This window comes from Massilia sp. YIM B02763, assembly GCF_030412015.1.
Taxonomy (GTDB): Bacteria; Pseudomonadota; Gammaproteobacteria; order Burkholderiales; family Burkholderiaceae_D; genus Telluria.
On the sequence record NZ_JASNRD010000001.1, the window covers coordinates 507831 to 520781 of the forward strand.

Annotated in this window: 6 protein-coding genes; 2 read left to right on the top strand and 4 right to left on the bottom strand. The window is 68.8% G+C overall.

All coding sequences use genetic code 11. The annotated features are described in order from the left end of the window. Positions 1–45 precede the first annotated feature (45 nt). Genes recD through recC form a run of 3 tightly spaced genes read right to left on the bottom strand, consistent with a single transcriptional unit; the run spans position 46 to position 9093 of the window. Positions 46–1986: an exodeoxyribonuclease V subunit alpha gene (recD, locus tag QPK32_RS02205; RefSeq protein WP_290411140.1), complete on the bottom strand. Its 1941-nt coding sequence runs from the start codon at positions 1984–1986 to the stop codon at positions 46–48. Continuing rightward, on the bottom strand, positions 1976–5647 hold the full coding sequence (recB, locus tag QPK32_RS02210) for an exodeoxyribonuclease V subunit beta (protein WP_290411141.1): 3672 nt from the start codon (positions 5645–5647) through the stop codon (positions 1976–1978). The genes recD and recB overlap by 11 nt, the downstream gene beginning before the upstream one ends. Then, positions 5644–9093: an exodeoxyribonuclease V subunit gamma gene (gene recC, locus QPK32_RS02215; protein WP_290411142.1), complete on the bottom strand. Its 3450-nt coding sequence runs from the start codon at positions 9091–9093 to the stop codon at positions 5644–5646. The genes recB and recC overlap by 4 nt, the downstream gene beginning before the upstream one ends. Before the next feature lie 188 nt (positions 9094–9281). On the opposite strand from recC, the gene QPK32_RS02220 reads away from it, so the two are divergent. Further along, complete coding sequence (locus QPK32_RS02220) at positions 9282–11339, top strand: prolyl oligopeptidase family protein (RefSeq protein ID WP_290411143.1); 2058 nt, start codon at positions 9282–9284, stop codon at positions 11337–11339. Between the two features lie 210 nt (positions 11340–11549). Then, on the top strand, positions 11550–11819 hold the full coding sequence (locus tag QPK32_RS02225) for a helix-turn-helix transcriptional regulator (RefSeq protein ID WP_290411144.1): 270 nt from the start codon (positions 11550–11552) through the stop codon (positions 11817–11819). On the opposite strand, the gene QPK32_RS02230 is transcribed toward QPK32_RS02225, so the two are convergent. Then, a complete protein-coding gene (locus QPK32_RS02230; protein ID WP_290411145.1) occupies positions 11794–12525 on the bottom strand; it encodes a LuxR family transcriptional regulator in 732 nt (243 codons plus the stop codon). The two genes, QPK32_RS02225 and QPK32_RS02230, sit on opposite strands and share 26 nt — an antisense overlap. Positions 12526–12951: the final 426 nt, after the last annotated feature.

Consider the following 12951-nt stretch of genomic DNA (forward strand, 5'->3'; position numbering starts at 1 on the left):
CCGCGAATAAAATCGGGCCCCGGCCTGCGCCGGGGCGACAAGCGCTCAGCGCTCGATCATGCCCCGCAAGCCGCTGGCCCGGTGCGTGCGGCGCAGGATGGCGTCGCCGAGCACGGAAGGGGTCGGGGTCGTCAGCGTGAACATGCGGCTGGCGCGGGTGATGCCCGTGTAGACCAGTTCGCGCGCCAGCACCGCCCCGCCCTCCTTGGGCAACGCCAGCACCGTGTGCGCGAATTCCGAGCCCTGCGATTTGTGGACCGTCATCGCGAACCCCGTCTCGACGTGGCGCAGGCGCGTGGCCAGCACGCTGCGCACCTCGTCGCCTTCGAGGAAGTAGACGCGCAGCGAACCGGGACGGTCCGGGTCGGCCAGCGTCAGGCCGATGTCGCCGTTGAAGACGCGGGTGCCGTAGTCGTTGCGCGTCACCATGACGGGACGGCCCACATACCATTCGCCTGAACGGGAGATCAAGCCGGCGTGGTCCAGGCGTCCCTCGATGGCCGTGTTCAGGCCTTCGACGCCCCACTCGCCTTCGCGCAGCGCGCACAGGATGCGGAATTGCTCGAACTGCTGCAGCACGCCGCGCACCCAGTCCTCGTGCGCGCCCCGCGGGCCCGCCTTCAGCAGTTCCAGGTAGGGGCGGTAGCCGTCGCCGGCCAGCTGCAGCAGGTGGTGCTGGTGCGCGTGCTCGATCCAGCGCAGCGCATCCGCGTCGGCCTCGTCGCGCAGCACGGCCATGGTCCCATCGACGTCGCCGCCGTTGACGGCCAGCGCCAGCCGGCCGATCGGGCCGCCGAAGCGGCGGCTGTGGCGCAGCATCACGGTCTGCTGGGCCAGCGGGCCGCCCGCGCCGGCATACGCGTCCGGAATGGCCTCGCCGCTGGCTGCCTGCACGTAGTCCAGCGTGGCGCCGTCGTAGTTGCCGGCCTGGGCGTCGTGGCACAGATCGCCCAGCACGGCGCCCGCCTCCACCGAGGCCAGCTGGTCCTTGTCGCCCAGCAGGATCAGCGTCGCCTCGGGCGGCAACGCGTCCAGCAGCGCGGCCATCATCTCCAGGTGCACCATCGAGGCTTCGTCGACGATCAGCACGTCGACGTCGAGCGGATTGCCGCGGTGGTGGGCGAACGCGCGCGTGTCGGGGCGCGCGCCCAGCAGGCTGTGCAGCGTGCGCGCCGCGCCCATGCGCGCCGTCAGCTCGCGCAGCGGCAGCGCCCCGCCGACGCGGTCGGCCAGCTCGGTCAGCGCCTTGTCGATCGACTGCTTCAGGCGCGCGGCCGCCTTGCCGGTGGGCGCCGCGAGGGCGATGCGCTGGCGGCCGGCATCGGGCGCCGTCGCGAACAGCAGCGCCAGCAGGCGCGCCACCGTATAGGTCTTGCCGGTGCCGGGGCCGCCCGTGATGATGGCGATCGACCCGCGCAGCGCGATGGCGCAGGCCAGCTTCTGCCAGTCGGGCCTGGGCTGCTGGTCGGACGCGCGCGGCGACGTGAACAGCACGTCGAGCCAGGTGCGCACCGGCGCCGGGTCGACGGCGCGGCGCGCCAGCGCCCGTTCGCGCACGCTGGCCGCGACCAGCGTCTCGTCGCGCCAGTAGCGGCGCAGGTACAGGCGCGCGCCGTCCAGCACGAGCGGCTGGCCGTAGTCCAGGTCGCCGACGCGCCAGACCTGCTCCACGTTGGACAGTTGCGCGATCCAGCCCTTGGCGCCCTTGGGCAGCGGCTTGGCGGCCTTGGCCAGCGCCTTCCAGTCCTCGTCGGCCCAGCCCAGCAGCGTGGCCGGCTCGCTGGCAAGGTCGTCCAGCAGCAGGCAGCTGTGGCCACGCCCTTCCAGTTCGGACAGCACCAGGGACGCCAGCAGCAACGGCATGGGGGCGGCGCCCAAGCTGGCGACGAAACGGGAAAAGGCGCCGGACAGGCGGCGCAATTCTCCCGCCTCGGTCAGGCGCTCGACCTCGTGCCAGAACGCCGGGTGTGCTTCTTCAATCTTCATGGTGTCGTCCATCGCCCAGCAGGCGATCCAGTCCGTCGAGCAGTTCCAGGTCGGGCTCGATCAGGTAGCAGCCGTGCGTGGCCGGGTTGGCGATCCCGCGCAGGAACAGGAACACGGCGCCGCCCAGCTGCTCCTCGGGCGCGTAGTCCTCGCCCAGGCGCGCGCGCAGCAGGCGGTGCAGCGCCAGCAGGTAGATCGCGCCCTGGATGTCGTAGCGGTGCTCGGCCATGCCGGCCGCCATCGCCGTGCGCGTGTACGCCGCGTCGCCCGGACCCAGCGCGTTCGACTTGTAGTCGAGCACCCAGTAGCGCCCCTCGTGCTCGAACACGAGATCGGTAAATCCCTTGAGCATGCCGTGCAGCTGGCGCTCGGGCAGCGTGGGGCGCGCCACGTTGCCCAGCAGCCGGCGCCGGCACAGGCGGTCCAGGGCGCCGACGTCGAGCTGGCGGCTGGGGAACCAGAATTCCATCTCGGGCAGCGGCGCGGCGATGTCGGCCAGCGCGGCCTGGAACGGCGGCAGGCGCGTCGTCGCGATCATCCTCAGCCAGGCCAGCGCATCGTCCAGGCGGTTGCCCCAGCCGGCGCGCCCGATACGTTGCGCCAGGCGTTCCTGGAAGCCTTCGTCGTCGACCATGGAAAAACCTTCCTGCGCCATCCATTCGAGCTGCTCGTGCAGGAAGTTGCCGGGCGTGGAGCCGCGCGGAAAACGGTGCCAAGGCGGATGCCACGGCGCGTCCTCGGCGCGTACCGGCTCCACCGTGCCCGGCTCCGCTTCTTCCATCAGGTTCTCGTCCTGGGCGCGCGTGGGCGGCGCCACCGTGTGGCGGGTGAGCGAGGTGAACGAGCCCACCGCCCAGTTGCGCTCGAAGCGGCCGTCGAAATGGGCGGCGTCCACCAGTTCGGGGCGCACGTCGGCGCGCCGCAGCACGGTGATGCCTCCCGGCTCGTCCAGCGTGCGCAGCTCGATGCCGGCCGCGTCGCCGCGCAGCCGCTCCCAGTGCGCGCCCATGTCGGCGGCCGCCACCGGTTCGCCCCCCGCGAGCAGGTAGCCCAGCGCGGAGTCGTGCAGGCGGTTCTCGCCCTTCCTGCGGCCCGCCACGGCGGCCACGCCCAGCCACAGGAAGTGGCGCGCGCGCGTCAGCGCCACGTACAGCAGGCGCAGGTCTTCCTCCAGGCGCGCCCGGTCGACGGCTTCCAGTGCCGCGTCGGACAGGCCCAGGTCGATGCGGCGCTCGCCCTCGTCCACGTATTCGAAGAAGGCGCGGTTGCGTTTATCCGTCTTCCGCGCCGTGACAGCGAACGGCAGGTACACGAGCGGGTACTCGAGGCCCTTCGACTTGTGCACGGTGACGACCTTGACCAGCTCCGCGTCGCTTTCCAGGCGCAGCACGCGCTCGTCGCCGCTCGCCCCCATGCCCTCGATCTGTTCGGCGAACCAGCGGATCAGCGCCTGTTCGCCGTCGAGTTCGCGGCTGGCTTCCTGCAGCAGCTCCGCCAGGTGCAGCAGATTGGTCAGCTTGCGCTCGCCGCCCGTCTGCCGCAGCAGCGTCGACGGCAGGCCCAGCTCGTGGATGAAGCGGCGCAGCATGGCCAGCACGCCCTGGCGCTGCCAGGCCTGGTGCAGGGCCTTCAACTGCTCGACCCTTGCCTCCCAGGCCAGCTCGTCGCTCGACAGGCGCGCCAGCTCGCCCAGCGGCAGCGCGCAGGTGGCGGTGGCGAACGCCGCGCGCGCCAGGCCGCCGTCGAGCGGATTCGCCACGGCCTGCAGCCAGCGCAGCACGTCGCGCGCTTCCTCGCTCTCGACCACCGAGTCCTGGTCGGACAGGTAGACGCTGGCCACGCGCCGGCGCACCAGCGCGCGCCGGATCGCCCCCGCCTCGCGGCGGTCGCGCACGAGGATCGCGATATCGGCCGGCATCAGGCGCTTGAAGTTCCCTTCATCGTCCGCGAAACCGACGCGCTCGTCGTTCAGCAGTTCGACGATGTGCTCGGCGCAGTGCTGGGCGAAGAATTCGCGGTAGTCCTCGGCCTTGAGGTCGTCGCGCTCCGTCATGCCGATGGCCAGGGCCTGGTAGGCGCCTTCGACGCCCACGAGCTGCTGGCGCCGTCCCGCCGCGTCGACGGGTTCGAACGGCAGCGGGTTCTCGCCATCCTTGCGGAAACGGAAGGCGCCCGCCGCATAGCCACCCTCGGCGTAGTCGAACAGGCGGTTGACGGCCGCCACCAGCTGCTTCGTCGAACGGTAGTTGGTGCCGAGCTGGTAGTGGCGACCCGTCGTCGCGCGCCGCGCCGACAGGTAGCTGTGGATGTCGGCGCCGCGGAAACCGTAGATCGACTGCTTCGGGTCGCCGATCAGGAACAGCCCGCGTCCCCCATCGTTGTCGGCCACGCGGTACAGCAGGTCGAAGATGCGGTACTGCTCGGGCGAGGTGTCCTGGAATTCGTCGACCATCGCCACCGGGAACTGCTCCACGATGCGGCGCCGCAGCGCCTCGCCGTTGGGTCCTTCCAGCGCCGTCTTCAGCCGCGCGAGCATGTCGGCGAAGCCGAACTGGCGGTTGCGGCGCTTCAGTTCCACCATGCGCCGCGCGATATTGCAGGCGGCGTGGCGCAGCAGCTGGTGCTTCAGCGGTTCGATCGCGTCGAGCGCGGCGCGCAGGCTGGCCGTATGCTCGAAGCATTCGGGCACGGCGGCGTCGAAGTCCTTGCCGTAGGCGTCGATGATGCCGTCCGGCGTCAGGCGACGCCAGGCCGTGTCGGTCAGGTCCGGCTCCGCCAGCGCGGGATCGGCGGCCCAGCGCCGCAGCGCCTCGAACCACTTCACCAGGGTGTCGGGGCGCATCTTGGTGCCGTTGAAGGCTTTCGGATGGGCGCCGCGCTGGGCATCGATCCACGCTTCCATCGCGTCGGCCCGTTCGGCCCAGCCTTCCTTGACGCGCGCCAGTTCGGCCTGGCGCCGCGCCTCGATGCGCGCCACCAGCTTGCCGAGCGGCTCCATGCCGCCCGGACCGCCCTCCTCGTCCAGGCAGTCGGGCCCCAGCAGCTCGGCGCGCTGCACCAGCTCGCGCACGCCGTGTTTCATCGCCTCCACGTCCGGCCAGGCGCCCAGCAGCGCCGCCAGCAGCCGGCCGCCCAGCGGGTACACGTGCTGGCGCCAGTAGTCGTGGGCCGCGTCCTCGAACAGGCCGCGCTCGTCGCTGACCAGTTCCTCGTCGAACAGGCTGCCGCTGTCGAACGCGTGCTCGCGCAGCATGCGCTGGCACCAGGCGTCGATGGTGAAGATGGCCGCCTCGTCCATCGTCTCGGCGGCCAGCACGAGGCGGTGCGCGGCGACCAGGCGCTGGGCCTCGTCCGTGTAGCTGTCGGCCAGCGCTTCCAGGTAGGGATCGTCGAAGAATTCCTCGCCGCGGAAGAAGGCCGCGGCCTGCACGAGGCGCTCGCGCACGCGGTTCGACAGCTCGCGCGTGGCGGCGCGCGTGAAGGTCATCACGAGGATTTCCGGCGGCAGCAAGGGACGCGCGTAGCCGTCCGCGCCGCCATGGCCCAGCACCAGGCGCAGGTACAGGGCGGCGATCGTCCAGGTCTTGCCCGTGCCGGCGCTGGCTTCGATCAGGCGCGAGCCGTGCAGGGGGAACGTCAGGGCGTCCAGCAGCTGGCTCATGCCGCACCTCCGTCCGCGCCGCCGTCGAAGCGGGTGACGCTCACCCCTTCCTGCAGCCAGTCGTGCAGGGGGCCATACAGCGCGCGGGCGACGGCCGGCCAGTCGCCGGCGGCGCGCAGCAGGTCGAATTCCGGCCACAGGCGCGCCAGGCACGGATCGGCCACCTCGCCGTCGATCTCGAAGCCGCCGTCATAGGCTTCGCGCGCATCGCCGCCCGACAGTTCGGCGAGCGCCGTCTTGCAGGCCACGGCCAGCGGACGGTCCAGGTTGGCGCGCCACAGCCGCGCCAGTTCCTCCAGGCGGGCCAGCGCCATGTCCTGGGCGATGGGCGCCATCTCGACCATGCCGTCGCGCGCCACCAGGTGGCCCGTGACGCCCGCGCCCATGGCGGACGCGGCCAGCTGGCGCAGCCACGGCGCGATCAATTTGTCGCCGCGGGGCGCGCCCTTGCGGTCCAGCACCTTCGACGAGATCTGCACCAGCCACACGGTCGATGTGCCGTCCGTGCGCAGGCGGTCGATCCAGTCGTCCAGGCGGATGTCGCCCAGCTGCAGGTCCACTGCGAGCTTCGGCGCCGCCTGCGGAAAGCGGGCGCCCAGCGCTAGCCAGGCGCGGCGCACGGGCACGAGCTCCTCGACCAGTTGCTGCTGCCACTGGCGGCCGACCAGGCCGATGGGCAGCACGCCTTCGCGCGCCACCCGTTCGGCGCGCGCTTCCAGCACCTGGCGCACCTCGTGCTCCGGCTCGGGCATGCCGCTGTCGTCGAGCAGCGTGTCTTCCAGGAAGTAGCGGTCGAGCGCGTTCAGCGCGAACGGTTCCTCGTCCTCGCCCACCACTTCCAGGTCGTTGAAGTTCACGGCCAGGCGGCGCCGGAAGAAGTAGCGCGCCGGCTGCTTCAGGAAGGACGCCAGCTCGCCCAGCTTGAGGCTGTATTGGGGATCGAGTTCGTAGGGCGGCAGCACGTCGGCCCGCGGCGCCATGTCCGCATCCGCATCCACATCCACATCGGCCCCGGCCTCGCTCATGTGGTGCGCCGAGCGCCATTCGCCCGCGTAGGTCAGCAGGCCGCCGCGCTCGAAATAGCGGCGCGAGAACGGCTGCAGGGCGTGCACGGTCGTCAGCGCGTCCGGATCGAGGTCCCAGCCGGCATTCAGGTAGTCGCGCAGCTGCGCCACCAGCACGGACGCCGGCTGCTCCGTGTTGTCGCGCACGTTCCTGCCGACCCAGCTCACGTACAGCTTGTCGCGCGCGGCCAGCAGCGCTTCCAGCATCAGGTAGCGGTCGTCGTCGCGGCGCGAGCGGTCGCCCGGGCGCTGCAGGCCCGGCAGCGCGAGCAGGTCGAAGTCCGCCTGCTGGGCGCGGCGCGGGAAGTCGCCGTCGTTCATGCCGAGCAGGCACACGACGCGGAACGGCACGGCGCGCATCGGCATCAGCGTGCAGAAGGTGACGCCGCCGGACACGAACTGGTGCGTCAGCGCGGGCTGGTCCAGTTCGTTCATCCACGCCTCGCGCATCACGGCCAGCGGCACGGGCTCGTCGAACAGCGCGTTCTCGCAGATCTCCAGCCAGCACTGCAGCGCTTCCTCGAGCTGGTTCAGCGTGATGCGGTCGGCCTCGTCGGCCGCGCGGAAGAAGCGCGCCATCAGCGCCCGCGCCCGTTCGCCCCATTCCAGCGGACGCAGGTTCGCGTCCAGCAGCTCGCGCCAGGCCAGCAGCGACTCGACCAGCTCGGCCAGCGAACCGGCCAGCGCCGCATCCAGGCCGCCCACTTCCGCATACGGCTCGATGTCGCGGAAGCTCGGGCCGGCGCCCGTGGCATAGCCCAGCAGCATGCGGCGGATGCCGAACAGCCAGGAATTCTGCTCGCCCGCCGACCCCAGTCCCAGGCCGGCGCGGTGGCGCTGGTCCAGGCCCCAGCGCACGCTGGCGCCCTCGATCCAGTGGCCCAGGATGGGCAGGTCGTCCTCGGACAGGCCGAAGCGTGCCGCCAGCGCCGGCACGTCGAGCAGGTCGCGCACCTCGCTCTGGCGGCAGCGCTGCTGCGGCAGGCGCAGCAGCCACTCCAGGGCCACCAGCAGCGGATTGACGCTGCGGTCCTTGGTGTCGCCGATCTCGAACGGGATATACCGCGGGTCGCTGCGCTTGTGCTGGTCGAACACGGCGTGGATCGCGGCCGAGAAGGTGGCGATGTCGGGCACCATCACGACCACGTCGCGGGGTCGCAGCGGTTCCGGTCCGAATTGCCCCGTCTCGTCGGCGAACCAGGACAGCAGCTGGTCGTGCAATACCTCCACCTCGCGCTGGGCGCTGTGGGCGATGTGGAATTCGATCGTACGGTCCGCCGGGTCGGGCGGCACGTGCGGATGCTCGGCCAGCGGCAGCAGGTCGCGGATCGCCGCCTGGGCCTGGGCCAGCAGCGTCTCGCCCTCCTCGTCGCCGAACAGGTCGACGCGCAGGTTGCCGAAGCGCGCGCCGTGGTCGCTGTCGAATTCGTCCAGCATGCGCACGAAGTCGCGCCCCTGGCGGCCCCAGCTCGCCAGCAGCGGATGGCTGTGCGCATGCAGTTCCTCGATCGGCACGGAGGACAGGTCGCGGCCGTCGCGCGGCGCCTGGCGTTTATAGGCCGCCTTGAGCAGGTCGCGCCCTTCGATGATGTCGCCCCAGTAGAAGCGGCAAGGGTTCGGCACGGCCAGCAGCACCTGCGTGTGGCGCGACAGGCCCGCCATCGCCTGGATGGTCTGGTAGGGCAGCGTCGACATGCCGAACAGGACCACGCGGCGCGGCAGGCGCAGCACGGGCGGACGGTCGTCCTCCACGGCGGCCATGAATTGCTGGTGGATCGTGGCGCGGCCGGACCAGCGCCGCTCCGGCGGCAGGCTCTCGTGGATCTCGCGCCAGAGTTGCGCCTGCCAGCACTGGTCCGGGGTCAGCTGGACCGGTTCGCCGCCCGGGCGCTGCAGCTGGTCGCGCCCCTCGGCCCAGTCGGTCAGCCAGTCGGCGCGGTAGACCTGGTACTGGTCGTACAGGTCGGCCAGGCGTTCGGCCAGCTGCAGGCGGCGCTCCGGGTCGCCGTCCGACAGGAAATGGCGCAGCGGTTCGAATTTTTCCTTCTGCAGCAGCTCGGGCAGCAGGCGCATCAGGCGCCAGGTCAGCGCATCCTTGTCGAACGGCGAGCGGCGCGGCACCCGCTCCGGCCCCAGCATGCCGCGGTAGGCCTGCCACAGGAACCGTGCCGGCAGCGCGACTCGGGTGGCCGCGCACACGCCCAGCTCCTCGGCCAGCGCGATCTTGAGCCATTCCGCCACGCCGTTCGACTGCACCAGGATCAGCTCTTCCTCCAGCGGGCCGAGCGGATGGTTGCGCAGCCAGTCGAAGACGGCGGCGCGCAGCAATTCCATCTGGTTGCCGTGCAGGATGAGGAGACCGGGGGTGATCGGGGATGGCATGGGGTCTGCTGAAGGATTCGGCTGAAGAGTTGTACTTCCAAGGGATGCCGGCAGCATACACCGCATGGCCCGCCATTGGTAGAGCTGAAAGCCATTCCGCCAACACGTCGGCCGGGGCATGAGGCGTGGTCATTTCTTCACATTTGCTACCATGGCAGCATCGCCAAGCACGGCAATGAGGAAACGACATGCACGATCAGGAACACAAGGACCACGCCGCCCTGGCGGATCCGGGCCAGGACCCGCACGGCTGGCTGGAAGACATCGCCGGGGAACAAGCGCTCGACTGGGTCCGCGAACGCAACGGCGCCAGCGAAGCGGAGCTGACGGCGCGCGCCGGTTACGCCCCGCTGCGCGCGCGCCTGAAGACCATCCTGGACGCGAAGGAGCGCATTCCCTGGGTCGGCTACCACGCCGGCTTCTACTACAACTTCTGGCGCGACGCCGAGCACGAGCGCGGCCTGTGGCGCCGCACGACGCTGGACGAATACCGCAAGCCGGAACCGGCCTGGGAGACGGTGCTCGACCTGGACGCGCTGGCGCGCGCGGAGAACGAGAACTGGGTCTGGGCCGGCAGCGTCAAGCTCAAGCCCCGCGGCGACCGCTGCCTCGTGTCGCTGTCGCGCGGCGGCGGCGATGCCCACGTGGTGCGGGAATTCGACCTGGCCGGCAAGTCCTTCGTCGCGGACGGCTTCGTCCTGCCGGAAGCGAAGTCCAGCGTCGGCTGGATCGATGCCGACACGCTGTTCGTCGCCACCGACTTCGGTCCGGAATCGATGACCAGCTCGGGCTATCCGCGCATCGTCAAGGAATGGAAGCGCGGCACGCCGCTGGAGGAAGCCGCCACCGTGTACGAAGCGCTGCCGGACGACCTGTCCGCGTCGGCCTGGAAGGATTTCGCGCCCGGCTTCGAGCGCCAGTTCGTCAACCGCCAGATCGACTTCTACAGCAGCGAACTGTTCCTGCGCGAAGAAGGCCGGCTCGTGCCCATCCCGAAGCCGCTGGACGCCAACGCCTTCACCGTGCGCGGCGAGATCGTCATCGAGCTGCGTTCGGACTGGGACGCGGGCGACCGCACCTGGCCGCAGGGCGCCCTGCTGGCGATGGATTTCGCGCGCTACATGGCGGGCGAGACGGCGTTCGAGGCGCTGTTCCTGCCCACGCCCACGACCTCGCTGGACGGCGTCGCCGCGACCAGGAACGCCGTGCTGCTGACCATCCTGGACAACGTCAAGAACCGCGTCGTCGAGCTGCGCAACGAGAATGGCCGCTGGATCCGCCGCGACGTCGACGCGCCGAAGATGGGCGCGCTGGAAGTCGACAGCGTCGACGAGATCGAATCGGACGACTACTTCCTCACCGTCACCGACTTCCTGACCCCGACCAGCACCTACCTGGCCCACGTCGGCAACGACCGGCGCGAACTGCTGAAATCGATGCCGGCGTTCTTCGACGCGTCGCCGTATACGGTGAACCAGTTCGCCGCCAAGTCGGCGGACGGCACCTACGTCCCGTATTTTGTCGTGATGCGCAAGGACGTCGAGTGGAACGGCGGGAATCCGACGCTGCTGTACGGCTATGGCGGCTTCGAGGTGTCGCTGAAACCCTTCTACAGCGGCATCACGGGCGAAGCCTGGCTGGCCCAGGGCGGCGCCTACGTGCTGGCGAACATCCGCGGCGGCGGCGAATTCGGCCCGCGCTGGCACCAGGCCGCGCTGAAGGAGCAGCGCCAGAAGGCCTTCGACGACTTCCTGGCCGTGGCCCAGGACCTGATCCGGCGCCGCCTGACCAGCCCGCGCCACCTGGGCATCATGGGCGGCAGCAACGGCGGCCTGCTCGTCGGCGCCGCGCTGACCCAGCGCCCGGAACTGTTCAATGCCGTCGTGTGCCAGGTACCCCTGCTCGACATGCGCCGCTACCACCAGCTGCTGGCCGGCGCGTCCTGGATGGGCGAGTACGGCGACCCGGACGATCCGGCCCAGTGGGCGGCGATCGGGAAGTACTCGCCCTACCACAACGTGTCGCCGGGCAAGCAGTATCCGCGCGTGCTGTTCACGACATCGACGCGCGACGACCGCGTCCACCCCGGCCACGCACGCAAGATGGCGGCGCTGATGGGCGCGCAGGGTCACGACGTGCTCTACTGGGAAAACACGGAAGGCGGCCACGCCGGCGCAGCAAACAATGAACAAACGGCAACGATGTATGCGTTGACGTACACATTCTTGCTGCAGCAATTGAAGTGATGACAACCTAATACGTTGTAGGCAAGCCGGTTCGGCAAGCAAAGTCGGAACCGGCGATCCTTTCTTTTGATAGGGATCAAACCCTAAAACCCCTGTTTTAGGGGACCGCTCCTAGGGAGTTCCGGTCGGAACTAGCAGGGTTGCTAGGTCGCTAGATGAATGATGCATGGAATACTTGTTTCCCACACATCTTTCCCTGGAGGATCGGCGATGGCTAATGATTTCGTTACCGAAGCAAGCCTGCGTGAACCGGCTGCAGGCACTGTGCTCAAACCGGCGTCGCTGGCCTTGTCCGTCGGCGACCTGAAGAAATACCGGATCAGCAAGCGCGAAAGCCAGGAAAAATTCTGGGGCCGCTTCGGCGTGACCCAGTCGAGCGGGAGCCGCTTCGAGACGGGCCTCGCGATTCCGGCCCCCGTTGCCCTGTTGTTGAAGCTTTACGTCAACGGCAAGCTCAACGATGGTGATCTTCTGGGGTAATGAGGCCAAGAGAAATGGCCCGCACGACCGCCTGTTGCCGGGTGTTGACGTTGAACTTCTGCCGGATATTACCCATGTGGAAGTTCACCGTCGCCTCGGAACAGCCGGTGATCTTTGAAATTTCCCACGACGACTTGCCCACCATGACCCAGTTGAGCACTTCGAGCTCGCGCGGGGTCAGCTTCGGCGCCGCCTCCTGCGCCACTGGCGGGCAGAACCGCACCGCGGACGCGAACGCGTAATCGCGCACCAGGGCCAGGTCGGCCAGCATCCCCGTGACTTCCCGTACGTACCCCGCATCCGGCGCCGCATCGCTGGCGAAGGACAACAGGCCGAACTCGCCGTTCGGGCCATGGATCGGGAACGTCACGCCCGCGCGCAAGCCGTATCCGCAGGCATCGTCGTACAGCGCCCGCTGGGCCGGGCTGCGGAACAGTTCCGGTTGCCAGATCAGGGGCAGCGTGCTCTGCAGGCAGTGCCCGACGACCGGATCGACGTAGGCAAGGCGCTCGGCATCGTAGCGCTCGCGCCATTTCGGCGGGTAGTTCGACTGGATGAAAGCGTTTTCAAGCCGCGCATGGCGCGAGCCGGACAGCCCGAACAAGACCTTGTCGAAGCCGTGGTCGCGGCCGAGCGCGAACAGCGCCTTGCCCCAGTTGGCGGCGCTGTCCGTTTGCATCAGCTCGTCAAGCTCGACGCTATTCATGTCTTCCTCGCGCTGTCGGGGTCGGGGTCGGGGTATGTGTATTAACAACTGCCATGCTAAATAAGTCGTAACTAAAAAGCACGAAAAATGTTGTTTTTATTCATAATGGCTAGTTCCAGCCGGCTTGTCTACTTATACGAAAGTAAGAAGAGATTGGATGTGAAATCGTTTTCTCTCAATCGTGCGCCTCTTCCGTTCCAGATGTTCTAATATCGCGCGAATTGTCTATGGAAAATTGCATAAATGCAAGTTTATAAAGAAGATCGGTTAAACTTGGCATTTACACCACGGTATGTCTTGACTGGCCCGCATCAATGCGTATCGTTGCAATTTTTTGACATTTAACAATAGCGTCGTCCAAACTTTTCGCTCGAGCATGTACATCCTTCCTGCTTCCGCATGGTTGCCTGTGCCTGCCGCGGCGGT